The organism is Parasedimentitalea huanghaiensis (genome assembly GCF_009753675.1).
In the GTDB taxonomy this organism is placed as follows: domain Bacteria; phylum Pseudomonadota; class Alphaproteobacteria; order Rhodobacterales; family Rhodobacteraceae; genus Parasedimentitalea; species Parasedimentitalea huanghaiensis.
The window spans coordinates 518,507-543,124 of sequence record NZ_WQLV01000001.1; the positions used below are offsets into that span (position 1 = coordinate 518,507).

Genomic DNA, 24,618 nt, shown 5'->3' on the forward strand with positions numbered 1-24,618 from the left:
AAAGCGCGTCCGATGGGCGCGTTTTTTTGAGTTCTTACCTGCCATGCTCCGTGACCAACTGAAAAGTCAGTTCCAGTAGTTCTGCCCCGGCAGGTTCACCATGACCGGGAACGACCAGTGTCGCATCAGAAAACTGTTGTTGAACGGATCCAACAGCATCCCCCCAATGCATCAGATTCGCATCTGCAATGTTACCCAACCGCTTCGCACGGGCCGAACGGATCAAGCAGCCCCCAAACAAAATCCCTGCCTCTGGAACATAAGCGACGAGGTTGTCCGCTGAGTGACCAGCGCCAGGATAGAAAACCTCTACTGGCCCAAAGTTCAACGCTTTATCATTTTGATTCAACGTTAAATCAAATTCTGCAGGCATCAGCCCACTCGCGGATGCGATCTGATTGCTCAAAGCCAGCGCGTGCGTTTCGATGCCGCGCGCCTGAACAGCCCCAACGCCTCCCATTTTGTCGCTATGCGCATGGGTGAAAATCGCCTGCTTAACCGGATGGCCCAACTCATTGCGCGCCCAGTCCAAAATCTCAGTGGTCTGTGCATCCGTCCAGGCACTATCAATCAGGATTGAATTGGCGCCATCGACAACAACCAATCCATTTGATGGATAGGCGCCAAATTTTTTAAACACCTTATAGCTGGTGTGCATCCATACCGTTTCAGACAGCTGCAAAAATTTGACCGGTGGAACGCGTTGCTCTGTTGAGGTGTCAGCCGTGACCGCTGATGAACCAAGGCCGAATACTGTCACAACAACACGTAGAATCTTTTTTGATATCATTTTGTAGCACCAATTTTTGGAAAGCTTGGTCGAAAGCCATCCCAGAAAGCAAGCACTTGGCAAGTAAGCTGGCACAGCTTCGCGCATAATATAAATGTGGTATCGGACTGAGCGATTTTTCGGGCTACACGCATTTCGACTTGAGCCTCAGGTCGTCCCATCGCAGGATCGCCAAAACTTGAGGCAAGATCTAACACAGGGTCAAATGCCAGAACCAATCGCCCGACAGGACCCGCCGATGTCACTCCCCCGTACTGCTGCAACTTTTATCTCGCCAATTGTCGAATCCCGGCGCTGGCTTGAAGGTGTTCACTTTTCTGCCGAGCAGCCGTTGATCAATGTCAGTCAAGCCGCCCCGATTGACCCGCCCCCCCAGGGCCTGCGTCAGGCCATTGCACAGGCCGCGCTGAATGATGACAGCGCCCATCTATATGGTCCGGTTTTGGGACGCCTTGATCTACGCACCGCCTTGGCTTCACAGATCTCAAAGCACTATGCAGCCAGACTGACCAGCGACCAGATTGCGATCACCTCGGGATGCAATCAGGCCTTTGCCGCCGCGATCGCATCCCTGTGTGGTGAAGGCGATGAGGTCATCATTCCAACCCCATGGTATTTCAATCACAAAATGTGGCTTGATCTGGCTGGCGTTGCGGCCTGCCCGCTCCCTGTCGGTGCCGAGATGCTACCCGATGTTCAGCACGCCGAAGCCCTGATCACGCCGCGCACGCGAGCCATTGCACTGGTGTCCCCCAACAACCCCTGTGGGACAGAATACCCTGCCCCTTTGTTGCGGGCTTTTTACGAGTTGGCCAAATCGCGCGGCCTGAAGCTGATTCTGGACGAAACCTATCGCGATTTTGACAGCCGCACCGGCGCGCCACACGATCTGATGCAATCCGAAAGCTGGGATCACACCCTTATTCACCTCTATTCTTTTTCTAAGGCTTACCGCCTAACCGGGCACCGGGTTGGCGCAATTGCCACCTCTCCTGCCCGATTGTCCGAAATGGAGAAATTCCTGGACACCGTCACCATCTGCCCAAATCAGCTGGGTCAGATCGGCGCGCTTTGGGGCATTGAAAACTTGTCTGACTGGTTGGCCGCCGAACGGGCAGAAATTCTGGATCGCCGCGCTGCGATCCATGAAAGCTTTGGTATACTGGCTGAACGCGGCTGGAAGCTACTTGGCTGCGGCGCGTATTTTGCCTATGTGGAGCACCCGTTTGACGCACCATCAGAACAGATCGCACGCGACCTTGTCACTCAGTCCTCGGTGCTGATGCTGCCGGGATCGATGTTCCTGCCGGTAGATGATCCGGCTGGGGAACGTCAATTCCGAATAGCCTTTGCCAATGTTGATCGGCCCGGCATCACTGAATTGTTCCATCGCTTAGCCGCAGTTCAACGCTAGTTGCACGCAACACCGCTTGCTCCTCATCGGGTGGCAGCGTATTCAGGGCACCAGACATTTTTTCACCCCCTGCCACGGCTGTTGCATAGACGCTGACTGGCAGAGGCACCGACAATATGAGGGCATCATGGCCGCAGGCATGAAACATCTTTCCAAAACCTTTGTGTGGATCCTGATGGGATTGATCATGCTGAGCCTTGTCGGCTTTGGTGCGGTGAATTTTTCCGGCTCAGCCAGTTCCGTAGCGACAGTCGGCACCCAAGAGATATCAGTGCAAAACTTCTATCGGGAATTGCAGCGCGAGCAGCAGGCCCTGCAGGCACAAACCGGACAGTTTATTCCATTGTCGCAGCTATCTGCACTGGGAATGGACCAACAGGTACTGTCACGGTTGATTTCAATTGCAGCCATCGACAATGAGGTTGACCAACTGGGCATATCTATCGGCGATGAAAACCTGCTAAAGGAAATCACCGAAATCCCCAGTTTTCAGGGATCCAGTGGCGAGTTCAATCGCGACACCTATGAATACACACTAGACAACAATGGTCTGTCTGAACGTGAATTCGAAGACGACCTGCGCCGCGAATCTGCCCGTACACTGGTACAGGGTGCCATGATGGTTGGCGCAACAATGCCAGCAACCATGCGCGACACCATCACCAGTTTTATTGGCGCGCGCCGCAGTTTCTCTTGGGTGCAGTTGCAAAATGACGAGATGGCGATGATCGCGCTGGCACCCACCGACGCAGAACTTCAAGCCTTCTACGATAGCAACCCTGACCTGTTCACGCTGCCCGAAACCAAACAGATCGCCTATGTTCAGTTGACCCCGGCCATGCTGATGGATCAGGTCGATGTCGACCAAGACGCACTACAGACATTGTTCGACCAACGCGCGGACCAATATCAGTCCCCGGAACGCCGTTTGGTTGAACGTTTGGTCTATTCAGACGACGAAGCAGCCTCTAGCGCCAAGGCGCAGCTGGAAACTGGCGGCACCACTTTTGAGGCCTTGGTTGAAAACCGCGGCCTTGCTCTTGCCGATGTTGATATGGGTGACATGACTATTGGTGCTCTTGGTGCCGCTGGTCAGGACATCTTTTCGGCCCAAGTCGGTGATGTTGTTGGCCCGCTACCATCAGACCTAGGCCCGGCCTTGTACCGTGTGAATGGACGTCTGGAAGCCCGCGTCACACTGTTGGCAGACGTCGAAGCCGAATTGCGTGAAGAGCTGGCCGCGGGTCGGGCCCGTCGCCTGATTGAACAACAGTCCGAAGAGATCGACGATATGCTGGCTGGCGGTGCCACGCTCGAAGAGATCGCCGATGAAACCGACATGCAGCTGGGCCAGATCAGCTGGACCGAGCAAAGCCGCGAAGGTATCGCTGCCTATGATGGGTTTCGTCAAGCCGCCTCCGCTGTCACTGTAGACGATTTCCCGGCCGTAGAGTTTCTGGATGACGGTAGCCTGATTGCTCTGCGTCTTGATACAGTATTGCCCCCGCGTGCCGAACCGCTGGCTGACGCTTATACAGCCGCTTTGCAGGGCTGGAACGCTGAACAGCGCCAAAATGCAATCACCACCGAAGCTGAGGCAATTGTGGCCCGGACCAAAGCCAATGGTGATTTTGACGAGGCGTTGACTGTCACCACTGAAACCGGTCTGACACGCACTGCCTATATCGACACCACTCCGGTCGATATGCTGAACCAGGTTTTTGAGATGGAACCCGGCGAAATGCGTATTGTGTCAGATGAGAATTCAACTGTTGTATTGCGTTTGGACGAAATCCTACCTCCGGGTGAGAGCGACGATCTGCAGGCAATGTCCAACGCGTTGGAAGCTCAGCTAAATCAGGCGCTGTCGCAGGACCTGTTTGAAGCGTTTGTTCAAGATGCCCGGACCCGTGCACAGCCCCAGATTGACCAGCAGGCTCTACACGCCTTGCAGGCCAATTACCTTCAGTAACCAAGGCAACAGATCATGGCACTGACTCCCGATTTCGACACCTTCGCCAAGGCCTATGACGCAGGTGAAAACCAAGTTGTCTATACGCGATTGGCTGCGGACCTCGATACTCCGGTGTCGCTGATGCTCAAGCTGACAGGGGCCCAAAAGGACGCCTTTATGCTGGAATCAGTGACCGGTGGAGAGGTCCGCGGGCGCTATTCGATTATCGGGATGAAACCGGATCTGGTTTGGCGCTGCCGGGGCACAACCTCGTCACTGAACCGATCAGCGCGGTTTGATGCGGATGATTTCAGCGATCAAGCAGGCGATCCAATGGATAACCTGCGCGCACTGATAGCCGAGAGCCGCATTGACCTCCCCGAGGACCTGCCACAGGCCGCCGCAGGCCTGTTTGGCTACCTTGGCTATGACATGATCCGACTGGTCGAACATCTTCCTAACGTCAATCCCGACCCTCTGGGATTACCCGATGCCTTGATGTTACGACCTTCGGTGATTGCTGTGCTGGACGGCGTAAAGGGTGAGGTTACAGTGGTGTCGCCAGCCTGGGCCAGCGATGGCCAGTCAGCCCGTGCGGCCTATGCGCAAGCGGCCGAACGAGTCATGGATGCAGTCCGCGATCTGGAACGCGCCATGCCTGCCGAAACCCGCGATTTGGGCGAAGCGGACGATGTGGCTGATCCGGTTAGCAACTTCACCAAATCCGGCTACATGGAAGCGGTTGAAAAGGCCAAAGAGTACATTCGTGCCGGTGATATCTTTCAGGTGGTCCCTGCGCAGCGCTGGACACAGGAATTCCGCCAGCCGCCGTTTACACTATATCGGTCGCTGCGCCGCACTAACCCGTCGCCGTTCATGTTCTACTTCAATTTTGGCGACTTTCAGGTGGTTGGCGCCAGTCCGGAAATCCTGGTGCGAGTGTTTGGCGATGAAATCACCATTCGTCCCATCGCCGGTACCCGCCCGCGTGGCGCCACACCAGAAGAAGATCGGGCACTAGAGGCCGACCTGCTGGCCGACAAGAAAGAACTGGCGGAACATCTGATGCTGCTGGACCTGGGGCGCAATGACACCGGCCGCGTCGCCAAGATTGGCACCGTGCGCCCAACGGAAAAGTTCATCATTGAACGTTACAGCCATGTCATGCACATCGTTTCCAATGTCGTTGGAGAGATGGCAGAAGACAAAGACGCGCTGGATGCGTTTTTTGCCGGTATGCCAGCAGGCACGGTATCAGGCGCGCCCAAGGTTCGAGCAATGGAAATCATCGACGAGCTGGAGCCCGAAAAACGCGGAGTTTATGGCGGCGGTGTTGGCTATTTCTCAGCTGGTGGCGACATGGATATGTGTATCGCGCTGCGCACTGCCGTGGTGCAGGATCAAAAGCTGTATATCCAAGCTGGCGGCGGTGTTGTCTATGATAGCGATCCCGAATCCGAGTTCATGGAAACGGTCCATAAATCCAACGCCATTCGCCGCGCTGCTGCAGATGCCGGTCGTTTTACCGGCGGTGGCAACAGATAACCTGTCCCAGTTAGGGTCCAACATGCATCAGTTTAGCCTGAAACGATCTGTTAGTTTCAGGCTAAACTACGGGCGAAAAACACGGCTGTCATCACCAGTCCCACAACGACCACGATGCTTTTGACCATCGCCACCGGCATCAGTCGCGCCAATCGTGCACCGATATAGCCGCCAATAGTGGCTGCCACCATCATGATAGCCGCTTCGTACCAATAGACGATACCCGCCAGCGTGAAGGTTACGACCGAGGCTGCTGACAAGACAAATGACAGGATGTTCTTCAACCCGTTCATCAGGTTAAGATCGCGCATCCCCTGAGCAGAAAACAGCGCCAACAGCACAATACCCAGCCCACCGTTGAAGTAACCTCCGTAGATTGAAACCACCAATGTGGCGAACCAGGTATTTTTGTCCTGTCTGCCACGCGATTCAATCCAGGAATTGATGCGACCCCCTAACAAAAATAGTATAGTGGCAAACAATAGCAGCCATGGCACAACCCAGTTGAACACACTTGCCGGCGTGACCAGCAGCAGCAATGACCCAGCGACACCGCCGACAATCGACAGCCCAACAAGCTGAAGCAACGCACGCCGGTCAAAGCTGCGCAGCTCTCTTAAAAAACCCAATGCGCCACTGGCATAACCGGGGAAAACGGCCACCGCGCTGGTGGCATTGGCTGCAATTGGGGGAATGCCTGTGAAAACCAGCGCCGGAAACGTCAGAAAGCTACCCCCGCCTGCAATTGCATTTAGTCCGCCAGCCAGAAATGCAGCGGTGCAAAGAACCACAAAATCAATCACAGTGTCCGGTCTTTCTTCAAGGAATTAGGAGTAGCCCTAAACTAAGTCTGAAACTTAGCGGTTGATAACCTGCAGGGACAATGCAGCCGACACCGGTGACAGCGCAACCCGCGTCGCACGGTCCTGCAGCCCCCACAGCAGCAAGGCCGAAATGGTATCTGGTTGCACCCGGCCCAACATAATCACCGCACCTTCCTGACCAGCGCGGAATGCCGCCTGATCCAGAAAGCGCCGGATTGCGCGGGGATTTTGGCCCGCACCATCAAAATCACGAAACACCACTGCAGCAGGAACGCCATCACGGGCCGCCAGTTTTTGGACGGTGTTCAGCCCATGGTCTTGTGTCAACAAACCGCGACCGGATGCCGCCGCAGCCGCCGACACTTGATCCGCCAAAGGCCGGTTTCCCTGAAACCCTGTACCGGTGCCTTCCAGCACTGCAATGGTTTCAGGCAGGGTATCAAACCAAACCGCAAGCGACGTTTCGGCATCCTGCGGCGCGGCTTCGCGCGGCAGATTGGTCAGAACCAGGACTTCAAACCCAGCGGCCCGTCGCGCCGCCATTTTCTCGGCCGCTTTGGGATCCTCGGGATCGATGGCAAAACTCAGGGGATAAGGAAACCCAACCAAGGCTTCGGCCCCAATCGAATTTTCGTCATCAATCAGCACAATGGCCATCAACGGGCGACCTTCCGGATTATCCAGAGGCTCAGCATAAAGTTCAAAAGGAGAGGCATCCTGCGAACCGTTTGAAAGCCCGCTCTCATTTAGCCTGTTGCGTTCCGTCAGCGGCACCACAGGCGTTCCAATTGTTGGGCCATCAGTTCCTGCTTGTGTGCCTGATGTGGTAGGCAGTGCGGCAATTCTCTCGCTGACGGCATCTTCTTCGGCGGTGCCAGATGCCTCGTCACGAGATTCGCCCGGAACCAATTGTTCTGCTGGAGCATTGTCGACAGTCGGCAAAATGGACGGCAAGGTCCCAAGAGGCACATTTCCAACGTCCGGCGTTGCCAACACTGGAACATCAACGCCAACATCAGGCGCGGCCACCGTAGCATTTTCGGCAACGTCTGGCGCAATCGGTGCGGTTTCAGTTTCCGGGTTAGCGACAATATCCTGACTGCGTGTGCTGGACGGCACCCTGTCACCGTTGTCAGGTCCGACGGGTGTTATCGCAGGGGCACCTGTGGGGGGGGTAATGGTGGCCAATTCTGGCACGACAACCGGAGACGGGGGTTGCGCCGGCTCGCCGGACACCACGACTTCGGATTCCTGTGACGGTAATGCTGGCGCCGGAAGTGTTTCGACCGGCACCACAGGTGTATCCGTTTGCAAAGATATATCCGGGGCAGAAGTAGAGTTGTTTCCGGTGTCGGTGGACTCGGCCAGAGTTGTATCATCAGCCCCAACTGAAGGTCGGGCAGCAGGCTGAGTATCTGCATCGCGCAACGCGCTGAGGTCATCGACCGCTTCCCCCACTGGCGCGGCAGGCGCAGCCTCGACCAGGTCGGCGTCCTGTCCCGGAGTGTCATCCGGAGCAGAGGTTGGGTCCACTGGTTCAAGCGTTCCTGCAGGGGGGTGTGCGGCAACATCCACCACCTTGGGAAGTGGCGCTGACAAGGACAACATTGCCGCTCCGGCGGCAGCCACCAGCGCCCCAATACTTACACCACCCAGGAATCCTCGCATGCCTGTCTCGCCTCTCACGTCTTGTATCTGCCCTTCGGGACCTAAGGATCTGCGCCCAGATGCCCCTATGGAAAAGTTGCTGCGCCACCCTGCGCCCTTGACGCTGCCGCGCAACCCTGAACATGTATGTTACGACCACTATACTGCGGCAGGGCCCTGCCCCGCCAGCCCTTAAAAGAGCCTGCCAAGATGTTGCTGCTAATCGACAACTACGATTCCTTTACCTACAACCTGGTTCACTATCTGGGCGAGTTGGGCGCAGAGATCGAAATCCGCCGTAACGATGCCATTGATGTGCAAGAGGCGATGGCGATGAAACCGAGCGGCATTTTACTGTCACCCGGTCCCTGTGATCCGGACCAAGCCGGGATTTGTCTGGCCCTGACCGAAGCCGCCGCCGAAACCAAGACACCCCTGATGGGTGTTTGTTTGGGGCACCAGACCATTGGGCAGGTGTTTGGCGGCAAAGTAGTGCGCTGTCATGAGATTGTGCATGGCAAAATGGGCAGCATGTCCCATACCGGCAAAGGTCTGTTTGCAGGCCTGCCCTCGCCGTTTGACGCGACGCGCTATCACTCGCTGGTGGTTGAGCGTGAAACTTTGCCTGACTGTCTGGAAATTACTGCCGAGCTGGAAGATGGCACCATTATGGGCCTGCAGCACCGAGAATTGCCTATTCATGGTGTTCAATTTCACCCGGAATCAATTGCATCCGAGCATGGCCACGCCCTGCTGCAAAACTTTTTGAACGAGATGAAGGACCCGACATGAGCGATCGTCTAAAGCCACTGATCGGGGCCGCTGCCGAAGGTCCGCTGACACGTGAACAGGCTGAAACCGCCTTTACGCTGCTCTTTGAAGGGGAAGCCACGCCAAGCCAAATTGGCGGCTTGCTGATGGCACTGCGCACACGCGGTGAAACAGTCGACGAATATGCCGCAGCCGCTGCGGTGATGCGATCCAAGTGCAACGCCGTAAAGGCCCCAGCTGGTGCAATGGACATCGTTGGCACCGGTGGCGATGGCAAACATACGCTGAATATCTCAACCGCGACCGCCTTTGTCACCGCTGGTGCGGGTGTGGTTGTTGCCAAACACGGCAACAAAAACCTGTCGTCCAAGTCCGGCACCGCCGACGTTCAGACCCAAATGGGTATCAATGTCATGGTGACACCTGATGTTGTCGAAAAAGCAATTTCCGAATGTGGCATTGCTTTTATGATGGCCCCGATGCACCACCCGGCAGTTGCCCATGTCATGCCCACCCGGCAAGAGCTGGGGACTCGCACAATCTTTAATATCCTTGGTCCACTGACCAACCCAGCAGGGGTAAAGCGCCAACTGACCGGTGCCTTTTCCCGTGACCTGATCCGGCCAATGGCCGAAACGCTGGGACAATTGGGATCTGAACGTGCTTGGTTGGTGCATGGATCAGACGGCACAGACGAGCTGACCATCACCGGTGTCAGCTGGGTTTCTGCGCTTGAAAAAAACGGCAGTGTTGTTGATTTTGAATTGCACCCGGAACAGGCAGGCCTGCCTGTGCATCCCTTTGAGGCCATTGTAGGCGACACGCCCGAAGACAATGCCAATGCATTCCGCGCCTTGTTGGATGGGACACCATCGGCCTACCGCGACGCAGTCCTGCTAAATTCAGCCGCTGCACTGGTGGTAGCGGATGCCGCCAGCGACCTTCAAGAAGGCGTTGAAAAAGCCCGTGAAAGCATCGATTCCGGCGCAGCCAAAGCCAAGCTTCAAGCTCTAGCACGGATCACAACAGGAGCCACCTGATGGCATCGCCACCTTTGCCAAAGGCTTGGGGGCATTTGCCTTTTTTCACTCAGGAATGGCCTGGTATCAACAGCGCCATTGAAACGGATCCGCGGCAAATTTTGCCCCCCGTGCATGATCGGTTTGCTGCACTAGATCTGACCTCGCCCAAGAGCACCCGTGTGGTGATCTTGGGCCAAGATCCCTACCCCACTCCGGGTCACGCCCATGGATTGGCTTTTTCGGTCAAACCAAATGTGCGTCCTTTACCGCGATCACTGAACAATATTTTCAAAGAGCTGACCGACGACATCGGCCAGTGCCCAACAAGCGGAGATCTGCGCGGTTGGGCCAATCAAGGCGTTTTGCTGCTGAACACAGCACTTTCAGTTCCGGCAGGTGACGCAAATGGCCACAAGAGCCTTGGTTGGACGAAACTGGTGCACCAGGTGCTGGATCTAACGTCGCAGCGCCCCACAGCATATATTCTCTGGGGCAATGCAGCGCAAAAGCTTGAATCTTTTATCAATCCGGGCGATCACCTGATCCTGAAATCTGCCCATCCCTCTCCTCTGTCAGCCCGGCGTGGTTTTTTTGGCTCGCGGCCATTTTCCACTGTGAACCGCTGGCTGTCCGAACGGGGGGAGGCTACTATCAACTGGACTGCACCATCGGAGGCGTTGGAATGACAACAAATGTGCTGGATAAGATCAAGGCCTACAAGCTGGAAGAAGTCGCCGCCGACAAAGCTGCCAAACCGTTGTCCGAGGTCGAAGCAGAGGCCCGCGCTGCCAGCCCTGTCCGTGGCTTTGCGCAGGCCCTGATGTCCGCCAATCGCGAAGGCTATGGGTTGATTGCCGAAATCAAGAAAGCCAGCCCTTCCAAAGGTTTGATCCGGGCTGACTTTGATCCTGCGGCGCTTGCCCGTGCCTACGAAGAGGGTGGTGCCACCTGCCTGTCCGTACTGACCGATACACCCAGCTTTCAGGGCGCCAAAGACTTTCTGGTTCAGGCCCGTGCCGCCTGCACACTGCCTGCCCTGCGCAAAGATTTCATGTATGACACCTATCAGGTGGCAGAGGCCCGTGCCCTCGGCGCCGATTGCATTCTGATCATCCTGGCCTCGGTGTCGGATGCTCAAGCCGCGGAACTGGAACAGGCAGCGTTTGACTGGGGCATGGATGTGCTGCTGGAAGTGCATGATGCCGAAGAACTGGAACGTGCCTGCGCGTTGAAATCACCACTGATGGGTATCAACAACCGCAACCTTAAAACCTTTGAGACCACGCTGGACACGACACGCACCCTGTCCAAAATGGTTCCCGCTGACCGTACGATTGTCTGCGAAAGCGGTCTCAGCGGTTCCGATGATCTGTCTGCCATGGCCAAATACGGGGCACGGACCTTTTTGATTGGTGAAAGCCTGATGCGTCAGGATGATGTTGCCAGTGCCACCCGCAACCTGCTGGCTTCGCCACTGATGCCCGGAGCGATGTAATGCCACTGACCCATTTTGACACCAAGGGCGATGCCCATATGGTTGACGTCTCGGACAAGCCCGTCACGTCGCGTGTCGCCACTGCTGAGGCCCACATTCGTATGGCTCAGGCTACATTTGACATCATCGCCGATGGGCGCGCCAAAAAGGGTGACGTTCTGGGCGTGGCCCGACTGGCGGGTATCATGGGGGCCAAGAAAACCCCCGATCTTATCCCGCTGTGTCACCCGCTGCCCGTCACCAAAGTGGCCGTCGAGCTGACCTTGGATCCTGACCTGCCAGGCGTTCAGATCGAGGCGACTGTTAAGACCACGGGGCAGACAGGTGTTGAAATGGAAGCCTTGACCGCTGCCAGCACCGCAGCCCTTACAGTCTATGACATGAGCAAAGCGGTGGATAAGGCCATGGAAATTGGCGGCCTGCGCGTCACACTGAAAGACGGCGGTAAATCAGGTCGTTACGAGGCATAGATGATCACAGTTGATGACGCCCTTGCGCAGTTGATGACACTGGTTTCCGTTCTGGAAGCCGAAGACGTTCCCCTGATCGAAGCAGCCGGGCGGGTGCTGGCCGCAGATGTGTCTGCACGTCGGGATCAGCCTCCCTTCGCAGCTTCAGCTATGGATGGCTATGCGCTGAAATCCACCGAGGTCGAGCAACATTCCATCCTGAAAGTGATTGGCGAATCTGCAGCTGGCCACAGGTTTGATGGGCAGGTCGGCCCCGGTCAAGCAGTGCGTATTTTCACTGGAGCGCCCGTACCTGAAGGCGCTGATTTTGTCGTCATACAAGAAGACATCACCCGCAATGGGGATCTGATTACCATTGCCAATGCGCCAAGTTCTAATTCCAACATTCGTGCCAAAGGCAATGATTTCGCCATTGGCAGTACCCTGGATGCGCCACGCGTCTTAACCCCCAGTGATATCGCCCTGCTGGCGTCGATGAACGTCGCCACGGTTCCGGTGATCCGCCGCCCCGATGTGGCGCTTATCTCCACCGGGGACGAGCTGGTTATGCCCGGCGACACGCCCGGCCCTGACCAGATTATTGCCTCCAACACTTTTGGCCTGAAGGCCATGATTGACGCTTTGGGGGCGCATGCGCGTATTTTACCCATTGCCCGCGACAACACCGCATCCTTGCGCACAGCGTTCAAACTGGCACGCGGGGCTGATCTGGTGATCACCATTGGTGGGGCCTCAGTTGGCGATCATGATCTGGTTGGCAAAGTTGCAGCAGATCTGGGGCTTGAACAGTCGTTCTACAAAGTTGCAATGCGCCCTGGAAAACCGCTGATGGCTGGTCGGATGAATGAGGCTGCGATGGTTGGACTGCCGGGTAACCCGGTATCAGCGATGATTTGCGGTAAGATTTTTATCGCGCCAATGATCGAGGCAATGCTGGGCCTAGATACAAATGCACCGACCCTTCTTAAGGCACAGCTGACCGAACCTCTTACCGCCAATGGACCGCGTCAGCACTATATGCGTGCCCTGCTGGACGGATCAGAAATCCGCGCATTTGATCGCCAAGACAGTGCTTTGTTGACAGTTTTGGCCTCAGCCAACGCGCTTTTGATCCGCGCTCCATTTGATCCCGCGCGCAAAACTGGCGAAATAGTAGATTACCTGCCGCTCTGACCCCTAATCACATTATGATCCCCCCAACCTAGGGCCGGTGGCATCGGTTGGATGGCATCTGTTCGCGCGAGCTCTAATACCGTTGACACAAAACGGGAACATGCGTAGAACAAAACAAAACGCAATACGGCGGAGGGAAAACCTATGTTGACCAAGAAACAGTTGGACTTGCTGGAATTTATTCACAAGCGCCTGCAAAAAGATGGTGTGCCTCCCAGTTTTGACGAGATGAAAGTTGCGTTGGATCTGCGCTCAAAATCCGGCATTCATCGATTGATCACTGCCTTGGAAGAACGTGGCTTTATCCGCCGTCTTGCACACCGGGCGCGGGCCATTGAAATCATCCGTCTTCCGGAATCTCTTGGCGGCAGTCAGACACCGGTTGGATTTACGCCGCGGGTGATCCAGGGCGGCCACCAAACGCCGCCCCCCAGCCAGCCCGCAAATGTCGAACCTAGCCATATGATGGCGATGGAATTGCCGGTGATGGGACGTATTGCGGCTGGTGTTCCAATTGAAGCGATCAGCCAAGTGTCACATCAGGTGGCCGTGCCCAGTTCGATGCTTTCAACCTCGGGACAACACTATGCTCTTGAGGTCCGCGGTGATTCAATGATCGAGGCCGGTATCAATGATGGGGATGTGGTGGTCATCCGTGAAACCAAGGTGGCCGACAACGGTGACATTGTTGTTGCATTGGTTGAAGGTCACGAAGCGACACTAAAGCGGTTCCACCGTCAGGGAGGATCTATTGCTCTGGAAGCCGCAAACCCAGCCTATGAAACCCGCGTTTACCCTGAAGATCAGGTAAAGGTGCAAGGCCAACTGGTTGGCTTGATCCGAACCTACTGATCGGGCATCACTGACCAGCCCCAAGCATTTGCGGGGCTGGTGCATTTGTCCACAAGCGGTGCCCGGCCAAATCTTGTGCACTGTACAGCTTCCCCTCGGCAGTCAGCATCACACTTCCGATATCGCGTAACCGCACTGGATCGATAATCTGGCAACCTCCGGTCAGGTCTTTTGCAACGGTTGTGACAATGATTTGACCAGCGCGGCACTCGGAAAACGCGTCAACGGCGCGCTTGCCAATCACATGTACAACTTCGGTTGAGCCTATAACCACCCGCCTTGATGCCCCTGCCCAACGCGCCGCCGCATCAGACTGGTTCACGTCGTCCCCGTCATTTTCCAACCAAATCCGCGCCGAAAATCCTGCGCCTTTGGGTTTTGACAGCGCGCGACCCTCACTGGTCATTTTGCCCACCAAGGCCGCATCCGCAGAGATGAGCACCGCCGGACGCTCATGCTGGCTCCACAAAACCAAACCAAATAATGCAGGTACCAACCCCAAAACCCGTAGCCACCCTTGCCAGAGGATCAACAACAACATCCCCGTTCCAACCAACGGAAGCACCATAGGCCCTGGGGCGATCACCCTGCCCTGGGCCCCCTGCAATCCGGATACCCAATGCGCAACCAACAAAATCCACTCCAATCCCCAGCCCATAAGCGTCAAGCCGATCATCTCCAGTCCAAACGGCGCAAGACTGAGCGCCAATACTGCCGAAGGGATGACCAGTACCCCCATCAAGGGCACCGATAGAAGATTAGCGATCAACCCATAGTACGATAATGTGTTGAAATGGGCCGCTCCAAATGGCGCAGTCGCGGCACCAGCCACGGCGGACGATATTATCACCGCAAGCACAGGACGCAGCCAAGCAGGCCCCAGTGTAATCCCACTGTCGCGAATCCATCCGAACACGGCCACCAACCCCGTTGTGGCGGCAAAGCTCATCTGAAAACCGGGACTCATCAGGCTTTCAGGGCGACGTATCAATACAATCAGCGCGGCCAATGCAACTGCGCGCAGGGAGAAGGCCCTCCGATCCATCAACACAGCCCCCAAAACCACGGCCACCATTACAAAGGCGCGCTCGGTGGCGACATTTCCGCCGGACAACGCCAGATACCCCGCCGCCACCAATAAGGCCCCGATGGCAGCAAGCTTTTTGACTGGTAGTCGCAGCCCGACCCTTGGCCACAGATTTAGCAACACCCGCAGGGATGCAAAGACAAACCCGGTCAAGAGCCCCATATGCAAACCTGAAATAGCCAATAGATGGGCCAGGTTACTTCCCCGCAGCGCCAACAGACTTTCCTGCCCTATGCCACTACGGTCTCCGGTGGTGATAGCTGCGGCGAATCCGCCTATGCTGCCCGGCAGTTGCTGTTGTATGTAAGTTGACGCAACACGGCGCAGACGTTGTAATCTCAAGTCCTCTCCGCCGGGTGTCACCAACAAAACTGGTACGCGGGTGTACCCTACCCCTCCGAGACTCTGAAACCAGGCATGCCGACGGAAGTCAAAACCACCCGGCTCTGCCGGCCCCTGAGGCGGCATAAGGTGTGCAGTGGTCATAATACGGCTACCTGGCGCGGGTAGCTCCGTTGCACCATGTAATGATATGCGGACCCGCTCCGGCGTGTTGACCGGAGATATTTTGCGCAGCCGGACCTGATCCAGCGTCAGACGCAGCGCATCGCTGGCCGAACGATCAATCACAACCACCCGCCCCTCAACCGGGCCGTAATAGCGATACGTCAAAACCGGAGCAGTAACCCCGTGCGCACGAAGGCCTGCCACACAAAAACCCGCCGCAACGAGCAAAATCATCCAACCCAGAAGTGATACGTTGCTCTTGCTCCGCACCACGACCAAACCACCGATACCGCAGATCGCTGCCAAGGCCAGATAGTTTTCAAGTGTGGGTTCTGTCGTTAATGCAAAATAGCTCCCAACCCCTGCCCCCAGCATCACTGGAGCGAAAGGGAACAAATGTCCCCGCTGTTTCACCAGCAGGGAGTCCAGGGCAGCAATCGCACGCATCTTGCTCCTCGCCGTTTGGCTCGGTAGACAGGCGTCAAATCTAGCTCTTCAAAAGTTTCCAAAAGGTAAATGGCCCCATGTCCAAACCGGTCGTCACCCGTTTCGCACCGTCTCCTACCGGCTTTCTACATATCGGTGGCGCGCGTACTGCTCTGTTCAACTGGCTATACGCCCGAGGTCGTGGCGGCAAATTCCTGCTGCGCATCGAGGACACTGATCGTGAGCGTTCAACACCCGAAGCAACAGCTGCGATCTTGCAGGGCATGGAATGGTTGGGTCTTGACCATGATGGCGAGGTGGTTAGCCAGTTTGACGGCGCCGCGCGTCATGCAGAGGTGGCACATCAATTGCTGGCAGAGGGCAAAGCTTACAAATGTTTTGCGAGTCAGGATGAAATTGCTGCCTTTCGAGATCAGGCCAAAGCCGAGGGTAAATCGACCCTCTATCGTTCACCCTGGCGCGAAGCCGACGAGGGCGACCACCCCGATATGCCTTATGTCATTCGCATCAAAGCGCCGCAAAGCGGCGTTACCACTATCAAAGACCAGGTTCAGGGCGATGTGACCATCAGCAACAACCAGTTGGACGATATGATCCTTCTGCGTTCAGATGGCACCCCAGTCTATATGCTGGCAGTTGTTGTCGATGATCACGATATGGGTGTGACCCATGTGATCCGGGGAGACGATCACCTAAACAACGCTGCCCGCCAGATGACAATCTATGAGGCTATGGGGTGGGACATCCCTGTTTGGGCCCATATCCCGCTGATCCATGGCGCCGACGGCAAAAAACTGTCCAAACGCCACGGTGCATTAGGCGCGCAGGAATATCAGGTGATGGGTTATCCTGCGGCGGGAATGCGCAACTATCTGGCCCGTCTAGGTTGGAGTCACGGCGATGATGAGTTCTTTTCAGACGCTCAGGCGTTGGAGTGGTTTGATCTGAATGGAATCGGTAAAAGCCCGGCCCGATTTGACACCAAAAAGCTCGAAAACCTATCCGGTCAGCACATCGCCGTTAGCGATGACGCTGCATTGCGGCAGGAAATTCAGGCCTATCTCGTTGCTGCTGAACAGCCCGTGTTGAATGACGCACAGTCAAACAATCTTGAGCGAGCCCTATATTGCCTCAAAGAGCGTGCGAAAAAATTGCCGGAACTTCTTGAAAAAGCACATTTTGTTCTAATTTCAAGGCCTGTGGAGCAAGACGAGAAAGCAGCTAAAGCGCTGGCATCTGTATCCGATGGTATACTGGATGAATTGACGCCGCAGCTGCAAAATGCTAGCTGGTCCAGAGATGATCTGGAGATGCTTCTGAAAACCTTTGCAGAAGCCCATGACACCAAGTTTGGTAAGCTGGCTGGCCCACTGCGGGCAGCACTGGCCGGACGTGCGGTGACACCTTCAGTTTTTGACATGATGCTTGTACTGGGCCGCGATGAAACCATGGCCCGTCTAACCGACGCCGCAGGTTGAACACATTAAATGTTGTTCTGACCTGCTCAAAAGTGACAATGCCTGCATTCTGAATTCGCAGGACTGGCCGCATGGAATGGCCCGGTGCCATTCCATGCCAGTAACAGGAAGGGATATCCATGACCGACACCAAGAAATCCGCCACGCTTAGCCTCAATGGCGAATCCTACGAGTTGCCTATTTTTTCCCCGACTGCTGGACCCGATGTTCTTGATATCCGTAAACTCTATGGTCAGGCTGGTGTTTTCACCTATGATCCGGGTTTCACCTCAACTGCCAGCTGCGACAGCACCATCACCTTTATTGACGGTGACAAGGGCGAACTGCTGCACCGCGGTTATCCAATCGATCAATTGGCCGGAAAATCGCATTATCTAGAAGTCTGCTATCTGCTGCTTTATGGTGAGCTGCCAACGGCTGCTCAGCTGGAAGATTTCGAAGCACGCGTGACCCGTCACACAATGGTGCACGAACAGATGCACAACTTCTTCCGTGGTTTCCGGCGTGATGCCCACCCAATGGCCACACTTGTGGGTGTTGTTGGTGCGATGTCGGCCTTCTACCACGATTCCACCGATATTTCAGACCCTTGGCAGCGCGAAGTTGCATCGATCCGTCTAATCGCCAAGCTGCCAACAATTGCTGCGATGGCCTATAAATATTCTATTGGCCAGCCATTTGTATATCCTCGCAATGATCTGGATTACGCTGCTAACTTCCTGCACATGTGTTTCTCGGTTCCCGCCGAGCAGTACGAGGTCAACCCGATCCTGGCCCGTGCCATGGACCGGATCTTTACACTTCATGCGGATCACGAGCAGAACGCATCGACCTCGACCGTACGTCTGGCCTCATCTTCTGGTGCCAATCCGTTTGCCTGTGTCGCGGCTGGCATTGCATGCCTCTGGGGTCCGGCTCACGGCGGCGCCAACCAGGCCTGCCTGGAGATGCTGAAAGAAATCGGCAGCGTTGACCGCATTCCAGAATACATTGCACGCGCCAAGGACAAGAGCGATCCGTTCCGTCTGATGGGCTTTGGTCACCGGGTTTATAAAAACACCGACCCGCGCGCCACTGTGCTGAAGCAATCAGCTGATGAGGTTCTGGACCTGCTGGGTATCGAAGATAACCCGTTGCTACAGGTTGCAAAGGAACTGGAGCAAACCGCGCTGAACGACCCCTACTTCATCGAGAAGAAGCTGTTCCCCAACGTTGACTTCTATTCGGGCATTATCCTCGAAGCGATGGGTTTCCCAACATCGATGTTCACACCGATCTTCACACTGTCACGCACAGTTGGTTGGGTATCGCAGTGGAAAGAAATGATCGCAGACCCGCAGAACAAAATCGGTCGGCCGCGTCAGTTGTATCTTGGTGAGACCGCTCGCGACTACATCGATATCGAGAATCGCTAGTAATTTCGATCACCCGATTGAAAAACAAGGTTAATGAGCGCCCCAATCCATCCGGTTTGGGGCGCTTTTTTTGAAACAATCCTTTGCTGGCCCGCGTATTGTCCCGTGCTGCCTTATAATCGCCATATTCTCTTGACGCACCAAAGGTAGAAATCTTAACAATTCATTAAGTTGCATTTTAATTCAAATAGTTGAAAGTGAGTACTCGATATGCTGTGGATGACATTGATTGGTCTGGGCTTGCTGGTTGGAGTTGTATCCAACGATGACGATGATCCCGCAACCACAGGAGATGCAGCCGAAGAGCCCCCCATCGACGACGGCCAGCTTGAAGGCAATGAGGGCCATGATTTGCTGATGGGCACTGCGTCGGATGAGACGCTGCTTGGTCGAGACGGCAACGATAACCTTGATGGTGGCGAAGGTAATGACCGGCTGTTCGGAGACAACGGCAACGACACCCTGTCCGGTGACAGTGGCCAAGACAACTTGTTTGGTGGCAAAGGCAATGACGAACTGGATGGCGGCAAAGACGATGACAAAGTCTTTGGTGGTGCCGGCAATGACGTCGCTTCTGGTGGTGACGGCAACGACAGCGTCTTTGGCAGCACAGGTGACGATACAGTCTTAGGCCGGGATGGTGACGACTTTCTGCGAGGCGGTGACGACAATGACCGCGTATTCGGTGACAATGGCAGTGACACATTGATCGGCGATGGCGGCAACGACCACCTGTTTGGCGGCAAGGGTGATGACCAGCTGAATGGTTCGGTTGGCGATGACGCAGTCTCAGGTGGGGACAACGACGACGTGGCCACCGGAGGAGAAGGCAACGACCGTGTCTTTGGCAATGACGGCGAGGACAAACTGTTTGGAGAAGCAGGAGATGATCTTCTGCGTGGCGGCGATGGCGACGACATCCTCATCGACGGTTCGGGAACCGATGTACTGCGCGGTGGTGGAGGCAACGACGCAATCTTTGCCAGTGGCTTTATGAACGAACAGGCCACACTTGATAATTTCAAAAACCCAGATGACACACTTACTCCTGCAGAATTAGTCGACAAGCTTGAGTTGGACTTTTCTCAAGATACCGACACTGACGGTGATATCGTTGATGGCGGCCAAGGCGACGACACGATATTTGGCGGCATTGGCGATGTGCTAACGGGGGGTGATGGCGCTGATACGTTTATCACTGGGGATTGGGTCAAGGGCGAGGAAGTCACTGAGATCACGGACTTCGACGCAAGCGAGGATGTGTTACTCTTCGGCTATGACGAAACCCTGCCCGAGCCGGTCCTGACGATGGTAGCTGAGGACAACGGTGAAGGTGGCAGTGACGCTATTGTAATGGCCGATGGTGTCGAAGTCATCCGCTTGGCAAATCTTGGAACAACGTTCGACGTTAGCAATGACATTGCGCTGATGCCCAACAACGGCTTGATCCAACAAAGTATAGAACGGCTCTAACCGAATACCGGAGAGATCCGTTCTATATAACTCATTTTGACTATGGGGTGATTACCGACATTTTCGTGATAGTGATCACCCTAGATCGATCAAATCGACGCGGACCTTACACGCTCTTCCTAACCGAAACTGCATGGATTCGCTGATTTTCGTCCTTGGACAACCAAAATGCCAACCGCTCCAAGTCGTTTTGCCGCCGTTTGCTATCAAACGGCGGCAAATAGTTTAGCGGCCTTCGAACTTGGCTGGGCGCTTTTCCATAAAGGCGGTGACACCTTCCAGGAAATCGCGCGACTTGCCGCATTCACCCTGCAAATGCGCTTCAACCGACAGTTGCTCTTGCAGGCTGTTGCCATAGCTGGCGCGGATCGACTGCTTGATCGCACCAAACGCTTTGGTTGGTCCTTTGGCCAGATAGGTGGCGCGGGCGCGCCACTGATCCGAAAAGTCCGCGTCTGGCACAGCTTCCCAGATCATCCCCCAGTCACTTGCCTGCTTGGCCGAGATTCTGTCGGCAAATAGTGCAGCGCCCATGGCTTTGGCCATGCCCATCTGTCGGGGAAGGAACCACGTACCACCGGCGTCCGGCATCAGCCCAATGCGGGCAAAGGCCTGCATGAAGAATGCGCTCTCAGTCGCGATCACCACATCCGTCGCCAATGCAAGATTGGCCCCTGCTCCAGCAACCGGGCCATTTACCGCCGCAAGGGTCGGAACAGGGCAATCAAAGATCGCTTCCAGCATTGGGGTATATTCATCGCGCAGCGTACGCTCCAGATCCAGGTCACTGGCGCTGTTGGCGTCGCTTAGGTCCTGTCCCGAGCAAAACGCATCACCTGCGCCTGTCAGAACAACCACCCGCGCTTCTTCACCAGCGCGACGCATCGCATGGGTAATCTCAGCGCGCATCTGGCTGGTTAGCGCATTCATCTTTTCAGGGCGATTCAACGTTACGATCGCCAGCCCGTCCGCCAGCAGATAAGTAATTTCTTTATAGTCCATCACTCGGCCTCATATTATCCGTTGTCTGCATGCTGACTTAGGTAGCCGAACGGGAAAAGGCAAACGCCACGTCAGGTAAAGGGACTCTTTGTAACTCCCGCAACTGACTTATTAGCGCGCGTGCATCTACAGGAACAGGTTGCTCCACCCTTTGGTAACGAGATCCGTCTTTGGTACGGGTTACCAATCGCATCTCAACCAGTGATCGCCGTATCTGCGCAGCATCTTCCAGTGTCGTCACTTCGTTGAGAAGCTCACTGATTTCGCGTTCTCCCCAAACAGTTTTAGAGGGCAACACAGCCCAAACCGCCCACAGGCACAGGTTCTGCGTACTTGTCTTACCGGGCCAATTGGAAAAACGGCCTTTGTCATCAAAGTTTCGCAGCGCTCGGTCCAGCAAACGCTGATTGACCTGAGGTTCGGGCGCGTTCGTTGCGCGAAGATGTTGGAAATTCTTGTAACCAGCGGCCTGTGCTACACGGTTCAGCATTTCAACATGGCTGGGCGCATCTGACAGTGTGCCCCGCAGTGATTTGGTGAATTGTGACAGGTCGGCAATGGTCAGCCGAATTACATCCCGGGTCATATCTTTCTCCCATGGATACCGCAGCCCAAGTTGGGATGAGGATGCCCGCCCTTATCCAAATGGTATCCTGAGTAAAGGATCCGGATAAATAAAAAGCAGGTTTAGCGAAAGGCGGAGCCTGGGTGAACTGCTGACCAAGGGCACCCTAACAAGGGGTAGCAAGCGTTGCAATCACTCGTCCAGAAGTTCTTTCAAACGGGCTTGTTCGGCTTCGCTCAGACCGGACTCGTTGCGCCTCGGGGCGTTGGAGCGTCCGCGCAAATACCCCCCAGCCATGATGACAGCAAGCAACAGCATCATGGGCCCAGCCGCCCACAGCAGCCAGTTCGACCCATTTGCAGAAGGCCGCAACAAAACGTATTCGCCAAAGCGATCGACAATGAAGTCCATTGCCTCAGCATCGCTGTCCCCAGCAACCAAACGTTCACGCAGTAGAATGCGCAGATCACGCGCCAGTTCGGCGTTGCTCTCATCGATGCTTTCGTTGCGGCAGACCAAGCAGCGAAGATCTTTGGACAATTCTCGCGCCCGCGCTTCTAATGCCGGATCTTCCAACACCTCATCCGGCTCAACCGCCTGAGCGGTGGTGCCAAAAAACACTGGGGTGGACAGACCCAGAACAAGCAGTAGCGTCAGAACAATCTTTAGATGTTTCATTCAGCCGCTACCCCTGCGATCTTAGCCTTGCGAGCACCAGCAGCCACGCGGTAGCGACGGTCGCTTAACGATAGCAATCCCCCCAGAGCCATCAATAGACAACCACCCCAGATCCAGTTCGCCAATGGCTTGATATAGGTCCGCATGATCCAGCCACCATCGTTTTGCTGATCGCCGATCACCACATACAGATCGCGCAGGAACCGGTAGTCAATCGCCGCTTCGGTGGTTGGCATCCGCGTCACCGGATAGTCGCGTTTTTCAGGCCGCATCATTGCCACTGGCTGACCGTCCTTGGTCACCCGGACATTGGCTACAGTTGCGTAGTAGTTTGGCCCACGATTGCGACCAACATCTTCCAGAACCAAAGTGTAGGCACCTACGTCAAAAGGTTGACCAACATATGCAACCCGAATGTCCTCTTGTTCCCAGGCGGTGAGCCCGGCTATGGCAAAGAACGTGATACCCAAACCGGCATGTGCCGTCGCTTTACCCCAATCTGCCCGCGGCAGGCGCATCATCCGTGCCAGACGCCCGGCCAGGCCAGAACGACCCGTGTGCGACCAGAGGTCAGTGATGGCGCCAAAGACCATCCAAGAGCCCAGGAACAGTCCGACAGGGCCAAGCGCTGAACGCCCGGTTTGCAAGGCCCAGGCAGCAACACCCAAAGCAACAGCCAACCCAAAGACGTAGCGCAGTTTCCAGGCCGTGCGGCCTAGCTTACCCCGTTTCCACGGCAGCATTGCGCCCACCGGCATGACCAGTCCCAACAGCACCATAAACGGCGTAAAGGCGGCGTTGAAGAACGGAGGTCCGACGCTCAATTTCCGGTCAAAGGCCATTTCAGCAATGATTGGCCACAGGGTGCCAAAGAACACCACGAAACAGCTGACGGCCAGCAGGACATTATTGATCACCAGCCCGCTTTCGCGACTGATCACGCCAAACACCCCCTTGGCCTCCATCGACTGGGCCCGTGTGGCAAACAATGTCAGCGCACCACCGGTAAAGATCGCCAGGATATACAGGATGAACACACCACGCACTGGATCATTGGCAAAGGCATGGACGGATGTCAGCAACCCTGAGCGCACAATAAAGGTGCCAACAAGCGAGAAACTAAAGGCCAGAATTGCCAGCAGGATAGTCCAGCTTTTCAGCGACTCGCGTTTTTCAACCACAACCGCACTGTGCAGCAACGCTGCGGCTAAAATCCAAGGCATGAAGGACGCGTTTTCGACCGGATCCCAGAACCAGAAACCGCCCCAGCCCAATTCATAATAGGCCCACCAGCTGCCCAGAGCGATACCAATGGTCAAAAAGACCCATGCAGCAAGTGTCCAGGGGCGAACCCAACGCCCCCAAGCTGCATCAACGCGCCCTTCAATCAGGGCAGCTATGGCAAAGGAAAAGGTCATGCTGAGGCCAACATAACCAAGGTACAAGAACGGTGGATGAAACGCCAAACCGGGGTCTTGCAATAGCGGGTTCAAATCCTGTCCGTCAAACGGCGGCACTGCCAGACGCATGAAGGGATTTGAAGTGAACAGGATAAAGGCAAAAAACGCGACCCCGATCGAGGCCTGTACCGCCAGAACGCGCGCTTTAAGGCTGGGCGGCAATCCACCACCAAAGACGGAAGCCACCGCACCAAACAGCGCCACAATCAGTACCCACAACAACATAGAGCCTTCGTGATTGCCCCAGGTTCCGCTGATTTTGTACAGCATGGGTTTGGCTGAATGGCTGTTGTCCACCACCAGCTTTAGCGAGAAATCGGAGGTGACGAAGGCCCAGGTCAGCGCGCCAAAGGCAAAAGCCGTAAACAGGAACTGCGCCTGCGCGGCTGGCTCGGCAACGGCCATCCATCCGGGCCATCGTTTATGGGCACCAATCAACGGCACAACCATCTGCACGATAGCAATCAAAAAGGCGAGGATGAGGGCGAAGTGTCCGAGCTCTGTAATCATAAAGCCTATATAGGCCGAACAGATCGGCGCGCCAATGAC

21 protein-coding genes are annotated in these 24,618 nt (G+C 55.6%); 13 read left to right on the forward strand and 8 right to left on the reverse strand.

Features of this window, described 5'->3' with window-relative positions:
- Nucleotides 1–34 precede the first annotated feature (34 nt).
- Complete coding sequence (gene bla, locus GO984_RS02350) at nt 35–790, reverse strand: subclass B1 metallo-beta-lactamase (RefSeq protein ID WP_167740191.1); 756 nt, start codon at nt 788–790, stop codon at nt 35–37.
- A gap of 238 nt (nt 791–1,028) precedes the next feature.
- Between bla and GO984_RS02355 the strand changes: the two genes are divergently transcribed.
- The 3 genes from GO984_RS02355 to trpE all read left to right on the forward strand — a co-directional run bounded on the left by GO984_RS02355 (nt 1,029) and on the right by trpE (nt 5,703).
- Nucleotides 1,029–2,204 (forward strand): aminotransferase, encoded by a 1,176-nt coding sequence (locus GO984_RS02355; RefSeq protein ID WP_157021211.1) that lies wholly within the window; start codon nt 1,029–1,031, stop codon nt 2,202–2,204.
- Between the two features lie 127 nt (nt 2,205–2,331).
- Nucleotides 2,332–4,176, forward strand: a complete 1,845-nt coding sequence (locus GO984_RS02360; RefSeq protein WP_157020945.1) for a peptidylprolyl isomerase — start codon at nt 2,332–2,334, stop codon at nt 4,174–4,176.
- A gap of 15 nt (nt 4,177–4,191) precedes the next feature.
- Nucleotides 4,192–5,703: an anthranilate synthase component I gene (gene trpE / locus GO984_RS02365; protein ID WP_157020946.1), complete on the forward strand. Its 1,512-nt coding sequence runs from the start codon at nt 4,192–4,194 to the stop codon at nt 5,701–5,703.
- Nucleotides 5,704–5,759: 56 nt separating this feature from the next.
- On the opposite strand, the gene GO984_RS02370 is transcribed toward trpE, so the two are convergent.
- Both GO984_RS02370 and GO984_RS02375 read right to left on the reverse strand, forming a co-directional pair.
- Nucleotides 5,760–6,506, reverse strand: coding sequence for a TSUP family transporter (locus GO984_RS02370; protein WP_167740192.1), 747 nt, complete (start codon nt 6,504–6,506; stop codon nt 5,760–5,762).
- A gap of 54 nt (nt 6,507–6,560) precedes the next feature.
- The gene (locus GO984_RS02375; RefSeq protein ID WP_157020947.1) at nt 6,561–8,195 is read right to left on the reverse strand and encodes a divergent polysaccharide deacetylase family protein; all 1,635 of its coding nucleotides are present in this window, start codon (nt 8,193–8,195) and stop codon (nt 6,561–6,563) included.
- A 189-nt stretch (nt 8,196–8,384) separates the two neighbouring features.
- On the opposite strand from GO984_RS02375, the gene GO984_RS02380 reads away from it, so the two are divergent.
- The 7 genes from GO984_RS02380 (at nt 8,385) to lexA (ending at nt 13,957) form a co-directional block, all read left to right on the forward strand.
- A complete protein-coding gene (locus tag GO984_RS02380) occupies nt 8,385–8,966 on the forward strand; it encodes an anthranilate synthase component II (RefSeq protein ID WP_157021213.1) in 582 nt (193 codons plus the stop codon).
- Nucleotides 8,963–9,985, forward strand: a complete 1,023-nt coding sequence (gene trpD / locus GO984_RS02385; protein ID WP_157020948.1) for an anthranilate phosphoribosyltransferase — start codon at nt 8,963–8,965, stop codon at nt 9,983–9,985. The genes GO984_RS02380 and trpD overlap by 4 nt, the downstream gene beginning before the upstream one ends.
- The gene (locus tag GO984_RS02390; RefSeq protein ID WP_157020949.1) at nt 9,985–10,653 is read left to right on the forward strand and encodes a uracil-DNA glycosylase; all 669 of its coding nucleotides are present in this window, start codon (nt 9,985–9,987) and stop codon (nt 10,651–10,653) included. The genes trpD and GO984_RS02390 overlap by 1 nt, the downstream gene beginning before the upstream one ends.
- Complete coding sequence (gene trpC / locus GO984_RS02395) at nt 10,650–11,462, forward strand: indole-3-glycerol phosphate synthase TrpC (protein ID WP_157020950.1); 813 nt, start codon at nt 10,650–10,652, stop codon at nt 11,460–11,462. Before GO984_RS02390 ends, trpC begins: the two co-directional genes overlap by 4 nt.
- Nucleotides 11,462–11,932 carry a cyclic pyranopterin monophosphate synthase MoaC gene (gene moaC / locus GO984_RS02400; RefSeq protein ID WP_157020951.1) on the forward strand — a complete coding sequence of 157 codons (471 nt, stop codon included), beginning with the start codon at nt 11,462–11,464 and terminating at the stop codon, nt 11,930–11,932. Before trpC ends, moaC begins: the two co-directional genes overlap by 1 nt.
- Nucleotides 11,933–13,105: a molybdopterin molybdotransferase MoeA gene (locus GO984_RS02405; protein WP_157020952.1), complete on the forward strand. Its 1,173-nt coding sequence runs from the start codon at nt 11,933–11,935 to the stop codon at nt 13,103–13,105. It begins immediately after the preceding gene.
- Nucleotides 13,106–13,249: 144 nt separating this feature from the next.
- Entirely contained in the window at nt 13,250–13,957 is a 708-nt protein-coding gene (gene lexA, locus GO984_RS02410; protein WP_138164925.1) for a transcriptional repressor LexA, read from the forward strand.
- 7 nt (nt 13,958–13,964) lie between these two features.
- Here the strand turns inward: lexA and GO984_RS02415 are convergent, their stop codons facing one another.
- Nucleotides 13,965–15,998 (reverse strand): ComEC/Rec2 family competence protein, encoded by a 2,034-nt coding sequence (locus GO984_RS02415; RefSeq protein ID WP_157020953.1) that lies wholly within the window; start codon nt 15,996–15,998, stop codon nt 13,965–13,967.
- Between the two features lie 77 nt (nt 15,999–16,075).
- On the opposite strand from GO984_RS02415, the gene gltX reads away from it, so the two are divergent.
- From gltX to GO984_RS23790, 3 genes are all read left to right on the forward strand, one after another.
- Nucleotides 16,076–17,476, forward strand: a complete 1,401-nt coding sequence (gene gltX / locus GO984_RS02420) for a glutamate--tRNA ligase (RefSeq protein WP_157020954.1) — start codon at nt 16,076–16,078, stop codon at nt 17,474–17,476.
- Between the two features lie 119 nt (nt 17,477–17,595).
- Complete coding sequence (gene gltA, locus GO984_RS02425; protein WP_157020955.1) at nt 17,596–18,891, forward strand: citrate synthase; 1,296 nt, start codon at nt 17,596–17,598, stop codon at nt 18,889–18,891.
- Nucleotides 18,892–19,110: 219 nt separating this feature from the next.
- A complete protein-coding gene (locus GO984_RS23790) occupies nt 19,111–20,364 on the forward strand; it encodes a calcium-binding protein (RefSeq protein WP_167740193.1) in 1,254 nt (417 codons plus the stop codon).
- 225 nt (nt 20,365–20,589) lie between these two features.
- Here the strand turns inward: GO984_RS23790 and GO984_RS02435 are convergent, their stop codons facing one another.
- The 4 genes from GO984_RS02435 to GO984_RS02450 all read right to left on the reverse strand — a co-directional run bounded on the left by GO984_RS02435 (nt 20,590) and on the right by GO984_RS02450 (nt 24,579).
- Nucleotides 20,590–21,366 carry an enoyl-CoA hydratase-related protein gene (locus GO984_RS02435; protein WP_157020957.1) on the reverse strand — a complete coding sequence of 259 codons (777 nt, stop codon included), beginning with the start codon at nt 21,364–21,366 and terminating at the stop codon, nt 20,590–20,592.
- 37 nt (nt 21,367–21,403) lie between these two features.
- Nucleotides 21,404–21,952 carry a DUF2087 domain-containing protein gene (locus tag GO984_RS02440; RefSeq protein WP_157020958.1) on the reverse strand — a complete coding sequence of 183 codons (549 nt, stop codon included), beginning with the start codon at nt 21,950–21,952 and terminating at the stop codon, nt 21,404–21,406.
- Nucleotides 21,953–22,123: 171 nt separating this feature from the next.
- Nucleotides 22,124–22,609, reverse strand: coding sequence for a cytochrome c-type biogenesis protein (locus tag GO984_RS02445; RefSeq protein WP_157020959.1), 486 nt, complete (start codon nt 22,607–22,609; stop codon nt 22,124–22,126).
- Nucleotides 22,606–24,579 carry a heme lyase CcmF/NrfE family subunit gene (locus GO984_RS02450; RefSeq protein ID WP_157020960.1) on the reverse strand — a complete coding sequence of 658 codons (1,974 nt, stop codon included), beginning with the start codon at nt 24,577–24,579 and terminating at the stop codon, nt 22,606–22,608. The genes GO984_RS02445 and GO984_RS02450 overlap by 4 nt, the downstream gene beginning before the upstream one ends.
- Nucleotides 24,580–24,618 lie beyond the last annotated feature (39 nt).